Source organism: Pseudomonas sp. BF-B-30 (assembly GCF_019956305.1).
Lineage (GTDB): Bacteria > Pseudomonadota > Gammaproteobacteria > Pseudomonadales > Pseudomonadaceae > Aquipseudomonas > Aquipseudomonas jessenii.
The window spans coordinates 72,279-90,315 of sequence record NZ_JAHBDG010000014.1 but is presented as its reverse complement, the minus strand read 5'-3'; the positions used below and the strand labels follow the sequence as shown (position 1 = coordinate 90,315).

Here is an 18,037-nt window from a genome sequence, read left to right as displayed (position 1 = left end):
CCCCTTCGGGTTCAATGTAAAACTCTGTCTATTATTGGCATTACTGACATACGGGGATTAAAAGGCGGGATTGCTGCTTTTTTGTAGGAGCGAGCCTGCTCGCGATGAGCTTGCAGGCAACGCTTGTTTTCAGACAGCACGCGTCATCGTTCACGACCATCGCGAGCAGGCTCGCTCCTACAAGGTCATCAGAGTTCGACTTTCACCCAACTGACCGGCTGATCCAGCCAATCGGCGAATTCATCGATAAAGCTCTGTTTGAACCCGGCTTCGGCCCAGTTGTTGAAGATGAAACCGAGGTTGGAGAAGCCGCACTCCTGCAGGAACAGGAAGCCGTTGATGTCGTCTTCATGCCCGCATTCGGGACAGGTGAAGTTGTCGGTACGCCCCGGCATCCAGTCTTCCAGGCTTTCGAACAGGGCTTCACCCACTTCCTTGCGGCACTCGGCGCAGCCCGCTTCGCCAAGAAAACCCTTGGCCGGCGTATAGATGCAGCGCTTGGTGATGATCTCCAGACCATTGACCGGCTCGCCGAACGGCAGCGCGTCCGGGTGCAAAACCACCTCACGGGCACCCTCGGCAATCGCATGACCCATGCGATTGCCGGTGCGGCCGCACGTGGTCAGTTCTTCCTGGATGATGTTCTTGCGCACCAGCCAGCGCACGACGGCCCGGGCCCGGGGTTCGTGTACCGGCAGGGTGGAGATTTTCGGGACGATGATGCTTTGGGAATTCATGGGGTGCAGGCCTGGAACATTGATAAAGGGTCTTGGGCACCCCCAAATTATAGAGACTGAACACCGGACCTGTGGGAGCGGGCTTGCCCGCGAAGAGGGAGTGTCAGTCAACATTGATGTGTCTGACACACCGCTTTCGCGAGCAAGCTCGCTCCCACAGGGATACGGGCTGGTCCGCGAGGGTGTTTACAGCTCGACAACAACCGCCTGCGAAGCACGGGTCGCCTTGGCGCGGGCGGCTTCGATCGATTCGTCGCGCGCCAGGGCCACGCCCATGCGGCGCTGACCGTTGACTTCAGGCTTGCCGAACAGGCGCAGCGCGGTATCCGGCTCGCTCAGGGCAGCACCCAGGTTGGCGAAGGCGGTCTGGGTCGACTGCCCTTCCACCAGGATCACCGCCGAGGCCGAAGGCCCGAACTGACGGATCAACGGGATCGGCAGACCGAGAATGGCCCGCGCGTGCAAGGCGAACTGCGACAGGTCCTGGGAAATCAGCGTGACCAGGCCGGTGTCATGCGGGCGCGGCGAGACTTCGCTGAACCACACCTGATCACCCTTGATGAACAGCTCGACACCAAACAGACCACGGCCGCCCAAGGCTTCGGTCACGGCTTTGGCGACACGTTCGGACTCAGCCAGGGCAACCGGGCTCATGGCTTGCGGCTGCCAGGATTCCTGGTAGTCGCCCTTCTCCTGACGGTGACCGACCGGCGCGCAGAAGGTGGTGCCGCCGACATGGCGCACGGTCAGCAGGGTGATTTCGTAGTCGAAATCGATGAAGCCTTCGATGATCACCCGACCTTTACCGGCACGACCACCTTCCTGGGCGTAGTCCCAGGCCTTCTGCACGTCATCGACGCTACGCAGCAGGCTCTGGCCCTTGCCCGAAGAACTCATGACCGGCTTGACCACGCACGGGAACCCCAGGTCCTCAACGGCTTTGCTGTAGTCCTCGAAGGTGTCGGCGAAGTGATACGGCGAGGTTGGCAGGTCCAGCTCTTCAGCGGCCAGGCGACGGATGCCTTCACGGTTCATGGTCAGCTGCGCAGCGCGGGCAGTCGGGATAACGGTGAAGCCTTCGGCCTCCAGCTCCACCAGGGTCGCGGTGGCGATGGCTTCGATTTCCGGCACGATGAAGTGCGGCTTTTCGGCTTCGATCACGGCACGCAGGGCAGCACCATCGAGCATGTTGATCACGTGGCTGCGGTGCGCCACCTGCATGGCCGGCGCATTCGCGTAGCGGTCCACGGCAATCACTTCAACGCCCAGGCGTTGCAGCTCGATCACCACTTCCTTGCCCAACTCGCCACAGCCACACATCAATACGCGGGTCGCGGTCGGCGACAATGGAGTTCCGATACGGGTCATCTGAAGGTCCTCAAGGAGCGGATCATCGAGGGAAGCACGCTTCCCATGGGGAGAAAGCGCGGCATTTTACATGAACTTCAGCTGACGACAGCCTGTTTGCGCAGGCGCCAGGCCATGATCAGCCACACGGCGGTGACCCCGGCGAATTTCGAGCCCAGGGCGGTGAGGATCACGCCCGGCGTCAGGGCGTCGATCATGCCGAAAAAGATAAAGGTATCGAGGGGAATGCTCAGGGCCGAACTTATCCACAGGCGATCGTGCAGCGGGCGCCGGGTGATGCTGAACACCAGCCAGTCGATGCACTCGGAAACGGCGAACGCCGTGGCGCTGGCCAAGGCGATGGACGGATCGGAGGTGACATAGGACAACACCAGCGCCACCAGCATCGCTGCGAGGGCGCCATGCCCGAATCGGGCTTGCACCATGTCGCGCAACACGAACACCAGCCCGCCCCAGGCCGACCAGATGATGTCCAGGTGCGGGGCGGTGGAAAAGGCGTAGTTGATCAGCACGACGCTGCTGATGTAGGCGATCAGGAAGAGCATGGAAGTACCTGTAATTTTGCCGCACAGGATACTGTAGGAGCGAGCCTGCTCGCGATGGTCGTTAACGATAACGCGAGACGTCTGGCTCCCCGCGGTGCTCTTGAGTCCATCGCGAGCAGATCGCTCCCACAGTCAAACGCATTCCCATGTGGGAGCGAGCTTGCTCGCGATGGTCGTTAACGATAACGCGGGACGTCTGGCTCCCCGAGGTGTTCTTGAGTCCATCGCGAGCAGGCTCGCTCCTACAGTCGAACGCATTCCCATGTGGGAGCGAGCTTGCTCGCGATGGTCGTTAACGATAACGCGGGAAGTCTGGCTCCCCGAGGTGTTCTTGAGTCCATCGCGAGCAAGCTCGCTCCCACAATCAAACGCATTCCCATGTGGGAGCGAGCTTGCTCGCGATAAAGTGCGAAGCACTTTCTGAGGGCGATTCAGTTATCGGATTTGGAAGGTAACATCCAGATCAACCCACTGGCCTTGGCCCGCTCATGACACAACCCCAACACCGTGCGTCGCTCGTCGTTGGTCATGCGGCTCCAGCGGGTAATCTCCTCCACCGTGCGTTGGCAACCGGTGCAGATGTCATCGTCGTCCAGCGCACAGATATTCACGCAGGGCGATGCAACCGGGCGTTCGCTGGCAGTCATTCTTCCTGCTCGGCCAGGTCGCGGGCATAGCGCTGCGAGTTGTGCACGTAGTGAGCAGCGCTGGCCTCCAGCATCCTGATTTGCGGCTCGGTCAATTCGCGCACCACTTTGCCGGGCGAGCCCATGACCAGCGATCCGTCCGGAATCTCCTTGCCTTCGCCGATCAGCGAATTGGCGCCGATGATGCAGTTCTTGCCGATCTTCGCACCGTTGAGAATCACCGCGTTGATGCCGATCAGGCTGTAGTCGCCGACGGTGCAGCCGTGGAGCATGGCGTTGTGGCCGATGGTCACGCCGGTACCGATGGTCAGTGGGTAGCCCATGTCGGTGTGCATCACAGTGCCGTCCTGGACGTTGCTGTTCTTGCCGATCAGGATCAATTCGTTGTCGCCGCGCAATACGGCGTTGAACCAGACGTTGGCGCCCTCTTCCAGCTTGACCTTGCCCACCAGCACGGCATTGGGTGCGACCCAGCTCTGTGGATGGGTTTCGACGCGGGCGTCGCCCAGGCGGTATTTCATTGTTGTATTCCTCAAGGCTCAGGCAGGCTTTTTTCAGCAAAACCAGGATTCAGGCCATTCGAACGATGGCTTCAGATATTGATAAAGCTTTTGGGAGGCTGATGCAGGCTGATTTTGGCGTCATACAGCAGGTTGATCAACTCGACGATCATGATCGCCGTCAGCCCCCAGATCTTGTATTCGCCATAGCGATAGCTCGGCACGTACCAGCTGCGGCCCTGATAGTCGATGCGGTGGGTATGTTCGCGAGGGTCTTTACGGAAGAATTCCAGGGGCACGCTGAACACCGCGGCGATCTCGGCGTCGTTGGCCCGGTATTCGACAAAATCCGGGATCACCCCGACATAGGGCGTGACCTTGATGCCATGCAGGCTGATCAGCGGGCTGAGCGGTCCGATCACCTCGACCAGCCCCGGCGGCAGGCCGATCTCTTCTTCGGCTTCACGCAGGGCGGTGAAAATCAGGTCGGGGTCTTCGGGGTCACGGCGCCCGCCGGGGAAGGCAACTTCGCCGCCATGGGTCGACAGGCCGCTGGCACGCAGGGTCAACACCAGCTCGGGCTCGTCACTGCGGGTGATGGGCACCAGCACCGCGGCCTCGGGAAAACGACGATCGGTCTCCAGTGTGCGTGGAGTGTGGTTACTAACCCGATGCAGTAGCTCGTCCAGCATGAGTGTTCTCGATTTGTGCCTTACCCGGCATCATGCACCAATCGCTGCGGTCGCCCAACCCCCGCAACCGCCCCATGTCGCGAAACGACAACTTGCCGACCGGCACTGCCGCACGCCAAGATAGGCGCAGCATTCAGGAACCCCAGCATGAAATTTTGCAGCCAGTGCGGTAACCCGGTAACCCAACGCATTCCCGAAGGCGATTCGCGCCTGCGCTTTGTCTGCGACAGTTGTCACGCCATTCACTACCAGAACCCCAACATCGTCGCCGGCTGCGTGGCGACCTGGGGCACCCAGGTATTGCTGTGCCGGCGGGCCATCGAGCCGCGACGCGGTTACTGGACCCTGCCCGCCGGTTTCATGGAGAACGGCGAGACCATCGAACAGGCCGCCATTCGCGAGACGGCCGAGGAAGCCTGCGCCCGGGTGCGCAACCTGAACATCTATACCCTGATCGACGTGCCGCACATCAGCCAGGTGCATGTGTTCTTCCGTGCCGAACTGGTGGACCTGGACTTTTGCGCCGGCCCCGAGAGCCTGGAAGTGCAACTATTCGACGAAGCGGACATTCCATGGGATGAGCTGGCTTTCCGCACGGTGGGCCGTACCTTAGAATGCTTCTTCGCTGACCGGCGGACCGAAATCTATCCCGTTCGGTCTGAATCGATCCCGCCGCTTGCTCAGCCTGCCATTATCTGATGTCATCTCGGCATCACCGGGAGGCGCCGAAAGATTGTCCGAATGCGGCCCGAGCCAGCGGCAGCTCCTGCAAAAACTTCTATACATAAATAGTCGCGACACCTCCTGGGGAATCGTTTCAATGCGCTGGTTGCTTGCCCTGTTCTGTTTGTCGTTTGTCACGGTGTCCCAGGCTTCTGCCGTGGAAACCCTGGACGGCAAGGTCATCGAGAAAATCCTGATTCTCAAGTCTTCCCATCAATTGCAATTGATCAATGACGGCAAGCCGCTCAAAACCTATCGCATTTCCCTGGGCAAGCGTCCCAAGGGGCCGAAGCTGATGGAAGGCGACAAGCGCACCCCGGAAGGCTTCTACTGGGTCGACTGGCGCAAGATCAGCGACCGTTTCAACCTGGCGATGCACATTTCCTACCCGAACATCAGCGACTCTGCCCGCGCCCGTCGTGAAGGCGTCGAGCCCGGCGGCATGATCATGATCCACGGCACCCCGGACAGCGAAGACACCCCGGAAGACCTGTTCCACACCCTGGACTGGACCGACGGCTGCATCGCCATGCGCAACATGGACATGCGCGAAGTCTGGAACCTGGTGCCGGACGGCACGATGATCGAGATCCGCCCGTAAATCCCCCGACCTTTGGTCGCCTCGCAAAAAAAATCAAAAAAATTCCAGCCTTCGGCAGCTCCTGCAGGGTGAATACCATTTCCCCCTGTAGAAGCTGCCGAAGGCTGCGATCTTTGCTTCAAATCCTCCCGCCGCTAATACCACTTCAATCCAGCCTCTTTCCACTGCGCCCAATAAGGCCTGTTTACCGCACCTGCAGCCTGAGAGCTGCATTGACATGGTATTCAAGTGGTATTAGTTTTTTGTCCTAGAGCGAACAAGTAACTTTCCTACAGACGCGTCGGACAATAATTAAATGAACGACCTTTCAGCCCTGCGCCCCGACGACACCCAACCCACGCCGTTGTACCTGCAACTGGCACGCAATCTGGAAGCGGCGATCCATGCCGGCCAATGGAAAGCCGAACAGGCCATGCCGTCGGAGCGCAATCTGAGCGAGGCGCTGGGCATCTCCCGCGTCACTGCACGCAAGGCTCTGGAAGTGTTGTTCGAACAAGGCCTGATCCGCCGCAACCAGGGCTCCGGCACCTTCATCACGCCGCGTCTCGAACAACCGTTGTCGCGCCTTTCCGGTTTCAGTGAAATGCTCCGCCTCAAGGGTTTCGTGCCCGGATCGCAATGGCTGGAGCGGGAAATCACCCTGCCGACCCACGAAGAACTGATCCGCCTCGGCCTGTCGCCCAACGACAAAGTCGCGCGCCTCAAACGCCTGCGCAAGGCCGACGACACGGTGATGGCCATCGAGATGAGCACCCTGCCCGCCTCGATCATTCCCAAGCCGCAGGCGGTGGGCGACTCCCTCTACGAATTCCTCGACGGCATCGGCAAACCGGTTGTCCGCGCCCTGCAGCACATTCAGGCGATCAACGCCTCGGACGAATTCGCAGCCCTGGTGGGCATTGCCCCCGGCACCGCCATGCTGCTGATGACCCGGGTCGGCTACCTGGAAGACAACACGCCCATCGAAGTCACCGACACCTATTGCCGTAACGACTACTACGACTTTGTCGCAGAGCTTCGCCGCTAGAACGCTGCACCGCGAAACCGTCCACCCAGAGAACCGATCATGTCCGAAGACAACATCCTCACCGCCCACGGCTGGGTTCGCGGCCGACTGGTCCATGAGCACGGCAAAGTCGTGTCGATCGAAGGCCAGCCCTGCGATCCGGCGGACAACGATTTGCCGTACCTGCTGCCGGGCTTCATCGACCTGCACGTTCACGGCGGCGGCGGCAAAGACATCATGGAAGGCGCGCCGGCCTTCGAAACTATCACCCGTACTCACGTGCGCTTCGGCACCACATCGCTGCTGGCCACCACCATGACGGCACCGAGCGAAGAGATATCCAGCGTGCTCCAGGCCGTCGGCGAATTCTGTGAGCAGCGCCCCCAAGGCTGCGCCCGGGTGCTTGGCGTGCACCTCGAAGGCCCCTACATCAACCCTGGCAAACTCGGCGCGCAACCCAACTTCGCCCACACCGCGCTGATGGCCGAAGTCGAAGCGTACCTGGCGCTCGCGCCGATCCGGGTGATCACCATTGCCCCGGAAATCGCCGGTCACGATGCCTTGATCCGCGACCTCAGCAGCCGCGGCATTCGCATGCAGATCGGCCACACCCTGGGCAGTTATGAGGAAGGTGTGGCCGCGCTGGAGGCCGGCGCCAGCAGTTTCACCCATCTCTACAACGCCATGAGCCCACTGCATCACCGGGAGCCCGGGATCGTCGGCGCTGCCCTGGCCCACGCCAAATACGCCGAACTGATCCCGGATTTGCTGCACGTGCACCCCGGCGCCATCCGCGTGGCCCTGCGTTCGATTCCTTGCCTGTATTGCGTCACCGACTCGACCGCCGCCGCCGGCATGCCCGATGGCGAGTACAAACTCGGCAGCCACACCGTGACCAAATGCCTCGGTGGCGTGCGCCTGCCCGACGGCACGCTGGCCGGCAGCACCCTGACCATGGATCAGGCTCTGCGCAACCTGGTGAAAATCGGCCTGCCCATCGCCGAAGCCTCGCAGCGCCTGTCGCAATTCCCCGCCGACTACCTCGGCATCACCGAACGCGGGCGCCTGCAACCGGGGGCCTGGGCCGACTGCGTGCGGCTGGATCGCTCACTGAAACTGACCGCCGTCATGGTCGAAGGAGAAGACATTGACTTCAAAAATGCTTGAAGAGGCGCTGTCCTCGTTCGAGGCCGTGCAAGCCCAATTACAGCAACTCGACCCGCAGATGATCGAGATCGCCGGGCGCCTGCGTCGTCAGCCGCCGCAAGTGGCCATGACCGTGGCGCGCGGCAGCTCCGACCATGCCGCCAGTTACTTCGCCTACCTGACCATGCAACTGCTGGGCATCCCGGTGGCGTCGCTGCCGATGTCGGTGGTGACCATGCAACAGGCACCGTTGAAGGTCAGCGGCCAGGTGGCATTCGCCTTTTCGCAATCAGGGCAAAGCCCGGACCTGGTCAACAGCCTGCGCCTGTTGCGCAAGCGCGGCGCCTTGAGCATTTCGCTGGTCAATGCCGAAGACTCGCCGCTGGAAGCCGCCTGCGAATTCAGCCTGCCGCTGTGTGCCGGCACCGAAAGCAGCGTCGCGGCGACCAAGAGCTTTATCGCCACCCTCAGCGCCAGCGCCCGGCTGATTGGCCACTGGAAAGAAGACACCGAACTGCTCGACGCCTGCCGCGCCTTGCCCGATGGCCTGCGCGACGCCGCGCAACAGGACTGGAGCCGGGCCATCGACGCCTTGCGCGATTGTCAGCGGCTGATGGTGATCGGCCGTGGCGCCGGTTTCGCCATCGCCCAGGAAGCGGCGCTCAAGTTCAAGGAGACCTCGGCGATCCAGGCCGAAGCCTTCAGCAGCGCCGAAGTCCGTCACGGTCCGATGGCCTTGATTGGCGACAACTACCCGCTGCTGGTGTTTGCCCCACGGGGCGCCGAACAGGCCGGTTTGCTGAGCCTGGCCGCCGACATGCGCCAACGCGGCGCCCTTGTGCTGCTGGCCGCGCCGGATGACGTGCTTGAACGCGACCTGACGCTGACCCGCGCCGAACACCCGGCCCTCGACCCGATTCTCGCGATCCAGAGTTTCTACGTGATGGCCGCCGGCCTGGCCGTGGCCCGCGGCATGGACCCGGACCAGCCACGGCACCTGAGCAAAGTCACGCGTACGCACTAACCACCCTTGTAGGAGCGAGCTTGCTCGCGATGGTCGTCAACGAAAACGCGTGTTTGCTGGATAAACGCGGTGTTCTTTAGTCCATCGCGAGCGAGCTCGCTCCTACAGAGGGGGGCGTGTTGATCCGAACCGTATTTTTTGATGAGACCGAGCCATGCATAACAACAATAAAGAGCTGACCCTCAGCGCCCCGCTCAGCGGCCCGGTGCTCACGCTCGCCAAAGTCCCGGATGCGGTGTTTGCCAGCGGTGCCATGGGCGACGGGATCGCCATCGACCCGTTGAACGATACCCTTCATGCGCCGTGCGCGGGCGTGGTGGTGCATGTCGCCCGCACCGGTCACGCGGTGACCCTGCGTGCCGACAACGGCGCGGAATTGCTCCTGCACCTGGGCCTGGACACGGTCGAGTTGCAGGGCCAGGGCTTTTCGATGCTGGTGCAGGAAGGCGCACGGGTTGCCAATGGCCAACCCCTGCTGCGCTACGACCTGGACAAGGTCGCGCAACAGTGCAAAAGCCTGGTCAGCCTGCTGATCCTCACCAACAGCCAGGACTTTCAGGCACGGCCCATCACCCTCAAGTCGGTAAAGGTCGGCGAGCCGCTGCTGCACATCATTCGTCGACAGACGTCGAGCACACAGATCGATGCCGAGTTTTCTGGCGCAGAGATTGTCGGTCTGGTGCGCATTGCTCACCGTGGCGGTCTGCACGCACGACCGGCCGCGCTGATCCGTCAGACCGCGCAAGGATTCAAAAGCAAATCGCAGCTGCATTTCGCCGGCAAGTCGGCCACCTGCGACAGCCTGATCGGCCTGATGGGGCTGGCCATCGCCGAACAGGCAGAAGTCCAGGTCAGTTGCCAGGGCCCGGACGCCGAAGCCGCGCTGCAAGCCTTGCTGACCGCGTTATCCACAGCCCTGGCCGAAGACAGCCATGCCGCCGCGCCGACCACGATTGCCCAACGCAATCGCCCCGCCGAAGCCGGCGTATTGCACGGCGTCTGTGCGGCGCCCGGCCTGGTCGGCGGGCCGCTGTTCCACCTGAATGCGATCAGCCTGCCGGTGGATGCCGGCCATCATGATCCACAGCAACAGCAGCAAGTGCTGGACGCGGCACTGAGCCAGGTGCGCAGCGAAATCGAACGCACGCTGGTCCTGGCGAAAAAACACAAGGACACCTCTGAAGAGGCGATCTTCGCCGCACACCTGGCGCTGCTGGAAGACCCGGCCCTGCTGGACGCCGCCTTACAAACCGTCGTCCTGGGCACGGCCGCGACCCACGCCTGGAGCCAGGCCATCGACGTGCAGTGCGAAGTCCTCCAGCAAACCGGCAGCACACTGCTGGCCGAACGCGCCAACGACCTGCGCGACCTCAAGCAACGGGTGCTGCGCGCATTGCTCGGCGACACCTGGCATTACGACGTGCCGGCCGGCGCCATCGTCGCGGCGCATGAATTGACGCCCTCCGATTTACTGCAACTGAGCCAGCAAGGCGTCGCCGGACTGTGCATGGCCGAAGGTGGCGCGACCTCCCACGTGGCGATTCTGGCCCGGGGCAAAGGCCTGCCGTGCATGGTGGCGCTGGGTTCGACGCTACTCGATCAGCAACAGGGGCAACCGGTGGTGCTGGACGCCGACGGCGGCCGCCTCGAACTGACACCCAGCACACAGCGCCTGGCCGACGTGCGCCAGCTGCAACAGCAACAGCAACAACGCCGGGCCGAACAACAGGCCCAGGCGCACACCCCCGCACTGACCACCGATGGCCTGCGCATCGAAGTCGCCGCCAATGTGGCATCCAGCACGGAAGCGGCAGACGCGTTGGCCAATGGCGCCGACGGCGTCGGCTTGCTGCGCACCGAGTTTCTCTTCGTCGACCGCCACACCGCGCCGGACGAACAGGAACAACACCACGCCTATCAAGCGGTGCTCGATGCCATGGGCGACAAGTCGGTGATCATCCGCACCATCGACGTCGGCGGCGACAAGCAACTGGACTACCTGCCACTGCCCGCCGAGGCCAATCCGGTGCTCGGCCTGCGCGGCATTCGCCTGGCCCAGGCGCGCCCTGAACTGCTCGACCAGCAATTGCGCGCGCTGCTGCACCTGCGCCCGTTGTCACGCTGCCGGATCCTGCTGCCAATGGTCACGGAAGTCGATGAACTGCTGCACATCCGCCAGCGCCTCGATGCCTTGTGCGGTGAACTCGGCCTGGCGCAACGCCCGGAACTGGGTGTGATGATCGAAGTTCCGGCCGCCGCGCTGCTGGCCGAGCAACTGGCCGAACACGCGGACTTCCTGTCCATCGGCACCAACGACCTGTCGCAATACACCCTGGCCATGGACCGCGACCACGCCGGGCTCGCCGCTCGCGTCGATGCGCTACACCCGGCACTGCTGCGGCTGATCGCCCAGACCTGCGCCGGTGCGGCGCAGCACAACCGTTGGGTGGGCGTGTGCGGCGCACTGGCGTCCGATCCATTGGCCACGCCGGTGTTGATCGGCCTAGGGGTCAGTGAATTGTCGGTGAGCCCAGTACAGGTCGGCGAAATCAAGGACCGCGTGCGTCATCTCGACGCCAGCGAATGCCGGCGCATCAGCCAGGGCCTGCTCAAGCTGAGCAGCGCCAGTGCCGTGCGTCACGCCTGTCACCAGCATTGGCCTCTGAGCTGAAGAACAACAAGAATCCACGGAGAACCGCCATGTACCAACTTTTCATCGAAGGCCTGCAACGCCTCGGCCGCGCGCTGATGCTGCCGATCGCGATCCTGCCGATTGCCGGCCTGCTGCTGCGCCTGGGCGATACCGATCTGCTGAACATCGCGATCATCCACGACGCCGGCCAGGTGATCTTCGCCAACCTGGCGATGATCTTCGCCATCGGCATTGCGGTCGGCTTCGCCAGGGACAACAACGGTACGGCGGGTCTGGCCGGGGTGATCGGTTACCTGGTGATGATCTCCACCCTCAAGGCGCTCGACCCGAGCATCAACATGGGCATGCTCGCCGGGATCGTCAGCGGACTGATGGCCGGCGCGCTGTACAACCGCTTCAAGGACATCAAGCTGCCGGAATACCTGGCGTTCTTCGGTGGCCGACGGTTCGTGCCGATTGTCACCGGGTTCGCCGCCGTGGGGCTGGGTGTGGTGTTCGGCTACATCTGGCCGCCGATCCAGCACGGCATCAACAGCTTCGGCACACTGATGATGGAAAGCGGCAGCTTCGGCGCGTTCGTCTTCGGCCTGTTCAACCGCCTGCTGATCGTCACCGGCCTGCACCACATCCTCAACAACATGGCGTGGTTCGTGTTCGGCAACTTCACCGACCCCACCACCGGGGCGCTGGTGACTGGCGACCTGTCGCGCTACTTCGCCGGCGATCCGAAGGGTGGCCAGTTCATGACCGGCATGTTCCCGATGATGATCTTCGGCCTGCCCGCCGCCTGCCTGGCGATGTACCGCAATGCCCTGCCGGCACGACGCAAGGTGATGGGCGGGATCTTCCTGTCGATGGCGTTGACCGCGTTCCTGACCGGCGTCACCGAGCCGATTGAATTCGCCTTCATGTTCCTCGCGCCGTTGCTGTTTGTGCTGCATGCGTTGCTGACCGGCCTGTCGATGGCCATCACCAATGCGCTGAACATCCACCTGGGGTTCACCTTCTCCGGCGGCTTCATCGACATGATCCTGGGCTGGGGCAAGTCCACCAACGGCTGGCTGGTGTTCCCGGTGGGCCTGGCGTATGCCGTGATCTATTACGTGGTGTTTGACTTCTGTATCCGCCGCTTCGACCTGAAGACACCGGGCCGCGAAACCAGCGCTGACGTCGAGCAGGTTGTCGTCGCCGACAATGAACGCGCCGGGGCATACATCAAGGCCTTGGGCGGTGCCGAAAACCTGATCACCGTCGGCGCCTGCACCACGCGCTTGCGCCTGGACATGGTGGATCGCAACAAGGCTTCGGATGCCGATCTCAAGGCGCTCGGTGCCATGGCCGTCGTGCGTCCGGGTAAGGGCGGGAGTTTGCAGGTGGTGGTCGGGCCGATGGCCGATGCCATTGCCGACGAAATTCGCCTGGCAATGCCGGCACTGGGCCGCGCCATCGTGTCGTCACCGCCCGCAGAAATCGACGCCACTCCACCTGCCGCCGTGGCGACACCCGAGGCGCAGCAATGGCTCAATGCCCTGGGTGGTGGCGACAATGTGCTGCAACTCGATTGCGTGGCCATGACCCGCATCCGCCTGCAACTGGCCGATGGCAAGGCGTTGTCGGAGTTCGATTTGAAAGCGTTGGGTTGCCAGGGTGTAAGTCAGCTGGATGGCGGTATCTGGCATCTGCTGATTGGCGACAAGGCGCCGAGCTTGAGTGATGCACTGGAAGTGTTGGTCAATCGCAGCGAGGTGAGTGCCAAGGTTTAGATCTTCGGTGCCTGATAGGCCGCCATCGCGAGCAAGCTCGCTCCCACATTGGATCTGCATACACCGGACCACTGTGGGAGCGGGCTTGCTCGCGAAGAGGCCATAAGCAACACCACAAAAACCCGATCAATAAAAAACCCGCTGAAATCTCTTTCAGCGGGTTTTTCATTTCAGCACCGGAGAATCAGAAATCCTCCAGCCGCCACACTTCATAAGCCGGTGTCTCATAGGGATGGCTCTGTTTCAGAGCCGCCACTACCGAGCGAATCAACTCATCGGCCACCACCAGCTCAACCTTCCATTCCTCGACCTGTTCGACCTGCCCTGCCTCGCCAATGAACGGCTGGCTGCCGTCCAGTGGACGAAACTGGCCAGTGCCCAACACTTGCCATGCACAGTGGTCATAAGCACCGATTCGCCCACCACCGGCGGCGAATACGGCGCTTTTGACCACCTCGACATGACTGTCGGGAACAAAAAAGCTGAGCTTGTACACGGTGCTTAGTTCACCCACACACGAGCGTTACGGAACATACGCATCAACGGAGCATCTTCGTTCCAGTCATCCGAACGCCACGAGTTCTGCACGGCGCGGAACACACGTTCCGGGTGCGGCATCATGATGGTCACGCGACCGTCGCGGCTGGTCAAACCGGTGATTCCGCGCGGCGAGCCGTTCGGGTTGGCCGGGTAGCTTTCGGTGACCTTGCCGTGGTTGTCGACGAAACGCATCGCCACGCAACCCGACAGATCGGCTTCCAGCAGTGCTTCTTCGCTGGCGAACTCGGCATGGCCTTCACCGTGAGCAATGGCGATCGGCATGCGCGAACCGGCCATGCCTTGCAGGAAGATCGAGTTCGACTCCTGGATCTGCACCATGGCAACACGGGCTTCGAACTGCTCGGAGCGGTTGCGCACGAAGTGCGGCCAGAACTCGCTGCCCGGGATCAGCTCGTGCAGGTTGGACATCATCTGGCAACCGTTGCACACGCCGAGGGTGAAGCTGTCGTTGCGTTCGAAGAAGCCCTGGAACGCATCGCGGGCACGGCTGTTGAACAGCGCGGATTTCGCCCAGCCTTCACCGGCACCCAATACGTCGCCGTAAGAGAAGCCGCCGCAAGCGACCATGCCCTTGAACTCGTTCAGGTCGACCCGGCCGGCCAGGATGTCGCTCATGTGCACGTCGATCGCGTTGAAACCGGCGCGGTCGAACGCGGCAGCCATTTCCACCTGACCGTTGACGCCCTGCTCACGCAGTACGGCAACCTGTGGGCGAATGCCTTTCTTGATGTAAGGCGCGGCGATGTCCTGGTTGATGTCGTAGCTCAGCTTGACGCTCAGGCCCGGGTTTTCTTCTTCCAGCAGCACGTCGAACTCTTGCTCGGCGCAGTCGGCGTTGTCACGCAGACGCTGGATCTGGTAGCTGGTCTCGGCCCACTGGCGTTGCAGCAGACGACGCTGGCCTTCGAACACCGTGTCACCGTTGAAGGTGATGCCGATCTCGCCATTGTTGATTGGCTGACCGATCACCGACACGCAGTCACCCAGGCCGGCAGCGCTGAACTGCGCGAGGATGTCCGGGGTCGCGTCCTGGCGAACCTGGATCACGGCACCCAGTTCTTCGTTGAACAGGATGGCGGCGATGTCGGCAGAGGTTTCTGCCAGACCGTCGAGGTTCAGGCTCAGGCCACAGTGACCGGCGAACGCCATCTCGACAACGCTGGTCAGCAGACCACCGTCGGAACGGTCGTGGTAAGCCAGCAGGTGGCCGTCGGCGTTGAGGCCCTGGATCACCGCGAAGAAGGCTTTGAGGTCTTCGGCGTCATCGACGTCCGGCGCCTGCTTGCCGAGCTTGCCGTGAACCTGCGCCAGGATCGAGGCGCCCATGCGGTTCTGGCCGCGGCCCAGGTCGATCAGGATCAGGTCGGTGGTGCCCTTGTCCATGCGCAGTTGTGGGGTCAGGGTCTGACGGATGTCAGTCACTGGCGCGAAACCGGTCACGATGAGGGACATCGGCGAAGTCACGGACTTGTCCACGCCTTCATCGTTCCAGCGGGTGGCCATGGACATCGAGTCCTTGCCAACCGGGATGGTGATGCCCAGCTCAGGGCACAACTCCATGCCGACCGCTTTCACGGTGTCGTACAGGCGTGCATCTTCACCCGGGTGACCGGCAGCCGACATCCAGTTCGCCGACAGTTTGATGTCGGAGATCTTGCCGATGCGCGAGGCCGCGATGTTGGTCAGGGTTTCGCCGATGGCCATGCGGCCCGACGCCGGAGCGTCCAGCAGTGCCAGCGGAGTACGCTCGCCCATCGCCATGGCTTCACCGGTGTAGACGTCGAAGCTGGTGGCGGTGACGGCAACGTCGGCCACCGGAACCTGCCACGGGCCGACCATCTGGTCACGGGCCACGAGGCCGGTGATGGTGCGGTCGCCGATGGTGATCAGGAAGCTTTTGCTCGCCACGGCCGGGTGATGCAGGACGCGCTCGACGCAGTCGGCGATGCTCAGGGTCGACGGATCGAAATCGTCGCCCAGTTCGTTTTCACGAACCACCGAACGGTGCATGCGTGGAGCCTTGCCCAGCAGCACTTCCAGCGGCATGTCCACCGGGCTGTTGCCGAAGTGGCTGTCGGTGACGGTCAACTGCGGTTCGGCAGTGGCTTCGCCGACGACGGCAAACGGGCAACGCTCACGTTCGCAGATCGCCTTGAAGCGCTCGAAATCCGCCGGCCCCACGGCCAGAACGTAACGTTCCTGGGATTCGTTGGACCAGATTTCGTGCGGGGCCATGCCCGGCTCGTCGTTTGGAATGTTGCGCAGTTCGAAACGGCCACCGCGGTCGCCGTCGTTGACCAGTTCCGGGAAGGCGTTGGACAGACCGCCCGCACCCACGTCGTGGATGAAGCTGATCGGGTTCTTGTCGCCCAGTTGCCAGCAACGGTCGATGACTTCCTGGCAGCGACGCTCCATTTCCGGGTTTTCGCGCTGTACGGAAGCGAAGTCCAGGTCTGCCGAGCTGGTGCCGGTGGCCATGGAGGAAGCGGCGCCGCCGCCCAGGCCGATCAGCATCGCCGGGCCGCCGAGCACGATCAGCTTGGAGCCGACGACGATCTCGCCTTTCTTGACGTGTTCTTCACGGATGTTGCCCATGCCGCCGGCCAGCATGATCGGTTTGTGGTAGCCGCGAACTTCGTCACCGTGCGGGGTGGTGATCGACTGTTCGAAGGTACGGAAGTAGCCGGTCAGTGCCGGACGACCGAATTCGTTGTTGAACGCAGCGCCGCCCAGCGGGCCTTCGATCATGATGTCCAGCGCGGTGACGATGCGCTCGGGCTTGCCGTACGGCACTTCCCACGGCTGTTCGAAGCCCGGGATCTGCAGGTTCGACACGGTGAAACCGGTCAGGCCAGCCTTCGGCTTGGCACCGCGACCGGTGGCGCCTTCGTCACGGATCTCGCCACCGGAACCGGTGGATGCGCCCGGGAACGGGGCAATCGCGGTCGGGTGGTTGTGGGTTTCAACCTTCATCAGGATGTGCACCGGCTCCTGCACCGCGCCGTACTGGCGGGTCTCAGGGTCCGGGAAGAAGCGACCGGCCACGGAGCCGACGATCACCGAAGCGTTGTCCTTATAAGCCGACAGAACGCCTTCGCTATGCATCACGTAGGTGTTCTTGATCATGCCGAACAGGCTTTTTTCCTGGCTCTCGCCGTCGATGTCCCAACTGGCGTTGAAGATCTTGTGACGGCAGTGCTCGGAGTTCGCCTGGGCGAACATCATCAGTTCGATGTCATGCGGGTTGCGCTTCAAGCCGACGAAAGCGTTGACCAGATAGTCGATCTCGTCTTCGGCCAGGGCCAGGCCCAGCTCGGTGTTGGCTTTTTCCAGCGCGGCACGGCCGCCACCCAACACGTCGATGGCGGTCAGGGGTTTCGGTTCGGCGTGACTGAACAGGCCGGCGGCCTGTTCGAGGTTGCCCAGGACGATCTGGGTCATGCGGTCGTGCAGACCGTCGGCGATCAGCTGGGCTTCAGCGTCGCTGAACTGGCCGGCCACGTAGAACGCGATGCCGCGCTCCAGGCGCTGGATTTTCGCCAGGCCACAGTTACGGGCGATGTCGCTGGCCTTGCTCGACCACGGCGAGATGGTGCCGAAACGCGGCAGCACCAGAAACAGACGACCGGTCGGTTCCTGTACCGGAACGCTTGGACCGTACTTCAGAAGGCGCGCGAGCACCTGCTGTTCGTCGCCGGTCAGGACGCCGGTAACTTCGGCGAAGTGAGCGAATTCAGCATACAGGCCGCTGACAGCCGGAACCTTCTGGCTCAGTTGCTCAAGGAGCTTGCTGTGGCGAAAGGCAGAAAGGGCAGGAGCGCCGCGCAGGATCAACATCTTCGGGACAGCCTCGGGAAGGGGTGTGCTTTGAGGCCGTGCATTCTAGCCTAAACAGCCCGCGACATCACCCGAAACGCTACGCACGGTTGCACTCGGGCGTCGATCTGTGTTTCTGCCTCGAAAGTCAGGTTAACCGGGCGTGCAGCAACAGCTTATTTTTACTGTAACAAAATGCAGGCAAGGCCCATTCCTGCGGGGTTTCGGCCGGTTTTGTGATCGCTAGCAGACAAG

15 protein-coding genes are annotated in these 18,037 nt (G+C 62.4%); 7 read left to right on the top strand and 8 right to left on the bottom strand.

Features of this window, described 5'->3' with window-relative positions; all coding sequences use genetic code 11:
* Positions 1-188: 188 nt before the first annotated feature.
* The 6 genes from KGB29_RS10025 to KGB29_RS10000 form a co-directional block, all read right to left on the bottom strand.
* Positions 189-737, bottom strand: coding sequence for a sugar ABC transporter ATPase (locus KGB29_RS10025; RefSeq protein WP_154861742.1), 549 nt, complete (start codon positions 735-737; stop codon positions 189-191).
* A 186-nt stretch (positions 738-923) separates the two neighbouring features.
* Positions 924-2,105, bottom strand: coding sequence for a formate-dependent phosphoribosylglycinamide formyltransferase (gene purT / locus KGB29_RS10020; protein ID WP_046040988.1), 1,182 nt, complete (start codon positions 2,103-2,105; stop codon positions 924-926).
* Between the two features lie 77 nt (positions 2,106-2,182).
* Positions 2,183-2,650: a VUT family protein gene (locus KGB29_RS10015; RefSeq protein WP_057716267.1), complete on the bottom strand. Its 468-nt coding sequence runs from the start codon at positions 2,648-2,650 to the stop codon at positions 2,183-2,185.
* 431 nt (positions 2,651-3,081) lie between these two features.
* A complete protein-coding gene (locus KGB29_RS10010; RefSeq protein ID WP_090453267.1) occupies positions 3,082-3,297 on the bottom strand; it encodes a DUF1289 domain-containing protein in 216 nt (71 codons plus the stop codon).
* Entirely contained in the window at positions 3,294-3,818 is a 525-nt protein-coding gene (locus KGB29_RS10005) for a gamma carbonic anhydrase family protein (RefSeq protein WP_057716270.1), read from the bottom strand. The genes KGB29_RS10010 and KGB29_RS10005 overlap by 4 nt, the downstream gene beginning before the upstream one ends.
* Positions 3,819-3,889: 71 nt before the next feature.
* A complete protein-coding gene (locus KGB29_RS10000) occupies positions 3,890-4,489 on the bottom strand; it encodes a CoA pyrophosphatase (RefSeq protein ID WP_150813638.1) in 600 nt (199 codons plus the stop codon).
* Positions 4,490-4,636: 147 nt separating this feature from the next.
* Here KGB29_RS10000 and KGB29_RS09995 point away from each other — a divergent pair, with 147 nt between their 5' ends.
* From KGB29_RS09995 to nagE, 7 genes are all read left to right on the top strand, one after another.
* Entirely contained in the window at positions 4,637-5,188 is a 552-nt protein-coding gene (locus KGB29_RS09995; RefSeq protein WP_057716272.1) for an NUDIX hydrolase, read from the top strand.
* 121 nt (positions 5,189-5,309) lie between these two features.
* Positions 5,310-5,813 (top strand): murein L,D-transpeptidase family protein, encoded by a 504-nt coding sequence (locus KGB29_RS09990; RefSeq protein WP_007982819.1) that lies wholly within the window; start codon positions 5,310-5,312, stop codon positions 5,811-5,813.
* Positions 5,814-6,108: 295 nt separating this feature from the next.
* Positions 6,109-6,840, top strand: coding sequence for a GntR family transcriptional regulator (locus tag KGB29_RS09985; RefSeq protein WP_150813637.1), 732 nt, complete (start codon positions 6,109-6,111; stop codon positions 6,838-6,840).
* Between the two features lie 39 nt (positions 6,841-6,879).
* Positions 6,880-7,986 carry an N-acetylglucosamine-6-phosphate deacetylase gene (gene nagA, locus KGB29_RS09980; protein WP_056721211.1) on the top strand — a complete coding sequence of 369 codons (1,107 nt, stop codon included), beginning with the start codon at positions 6,880-6,882 and terminating at the stop codon, positions 7,984-7,986.
* A complete protein-coding gene (locus KGB29_RS09975) occupies positions 7,967-8,989 on the top strand; it encodes an SIS domain-containing protein (protein WP_150813636.1) in 1,023 nt (340 codons plus the stop codon). Before nagA ends, KGB29_RS09975 begins: the two co-directional genes overlap by 20 nt.
* A 154-nt stretch (positions 8,990-9,143) precedes the next feature.
* A complete protein-coding gene (ptsP, locus tag KGB29_RS09970; protein ID WP_154947051.1) occupies positions 9,144-11,660 on the top strand; it encodes a phosphoenolpyruvate--protein phosphotransferase in 2,517 nt (838 codons plus the stop codon).
* Between the two features lie 29 nt (positions 11,661-11,689).
* Positions 11,690-13,405 carry an N-acetylglucosamine-specific PTS transporter subunit IIBC gene (gene nagE, locus KGB29_RS09965; RefSeq protein ID WP_150813634.1) on the top strand — a complete coding sequence of 572 codons (1,716 nt, stop codon included), beginning with the start codon at positions 11,690-11,692 and terminating at the stop codon, positions 13,403-13,405.
* Between the two features lie 184 nt (positions 13,406-13,589).
* Here nagE and KGB29_RS09960 read toward each other — a convergent pair whose 3' ends face one another.
* Both KGB29_RS09960 and purL read right to left on the bottom strand, forming a co-directional pair.
* Positions 13,590-13,901 carry a YqfO family protein gene (locus tag KGB29_RS09960; protein ID WP_057716278.1) on the bottom strand — a complete coding sequence of 104 codons (312 nt, stop codon included), beginning with the start codon at positions 13,899-13,901 and terminating at the stop codon, positions 13,590-13,592.
* Between the two features lie 5 nt (positions 13,902-13,906).
* Positions 13,907-17,803: a phosphoribosylformylglycinamidine synthase gene (gene purL / locus KGB29_RS09955; protein ID WP_057716279.1), complete on the bottom strand. Its 3,897-nt coding sequence runs from the start codon at positions 17,801-17,803 to the stop codon at positions 13,907-13,909.
* Positions 17,804-18,037 lie beyond the last annotated feature (234 nt).

What these genes read in the sequence shown, in the direction of transcription:
- KGB29_RS10025 (WP_154861742.1), bottom strand. Translation starts at nt 737, where the DNA reads ATGAATTCCCAAAGCATCATCGTCCCGAAAATCTCCACCCTGCCGGTA.
- purT (WP_046040988.1), bottom strand. Translation starts at nt 2,105, where the DNA reads ATGACCCGTATCGGAACTCCATTGTCGCCGACCGCGACCCGCGTATTG.
- KGB29_RS10015 (WP_057716267.1), bottom strand. Translation starts at nt 2,650, where the DNA reads ATGCTCTTCCTGATCGCCTACATCAGCAGCGTCGTGCTGATCAACTAC.
- KGB29_RS10010 (WP_090453267.1), bottom strand. Translation starts at nt 3,297, where the DNA reads ATGACTGCCAGCGAACGCCCGGTTGCATCGCCCTGCGTGAATATCTGT.
- KGB29_RS10005 (WP_057716270.1), bottom strand. Translation starts at nt 3,818, where the DNA reads ATGAAATACCGCCTGGGCGACGCCCGCGTCGAAACCCATCCACAGAGC.
- KGB29_RS10000 (WP_150813638.1), bottom strand. Translation starts at nt 4,489, where the DNA reads ATGCTGGACGAGCTACTGCATCGGGTTAGTAACCACACTCCACGCACA.
- KGB29_RS09995 (WP_057716272.1), top strand. Translation starts at nt 4,637, where the DNA reads ATGAAATTTTGCAGCCAGTGCGGTAACCCGGTAACCCAACGCATTCCC.
- KGB29_RS09990 (WP_007982819.1), top strand. Translation starts at nt 5,310, where the DNA reads ATGCGCTGGTTGCTTGCCCTGTTCTGTTTGTCGTTTGTCACGGTGTCC.
- KGB29_RS09985 (WP_150813637.1), top strand. Translation starts at nt 6,109, where the DNA reads ATGAACGACCTTTCAGCCCTGCGCCCCGACGACACCCAACCCACGCCG.
- nagA (WP_056721211.1), top strand. Translation starts at nt 6,880, where the DNA reads ATGTCCGAAGACAACATCCTCACCGCCCACGGCTGGGTTCGCGGCCGA.
- ptsP (WP_154947051.1), top strand. Translation starts at nt 9,144, where the DNA reads ATGCATAACAACAATAAAGAGCTGACCCTCAGCGCCCCGCTCAGCGGC.
- nagE (WP_150813634.1), top strand. Translation starts at nt 11,690, where the DNA reads ATGTACCAACTTTTCATCGAAGGCCTGCAACGCCTCGGCCGCGCGCTG.
- purL (WP_057716279.1), bottom strand. Translation starts at nt 17,803, where the DNA reads ATGTTGATCCTGCGCGGCGCTCCTGCCCTTTCTGCCTTTCGCCACAGC.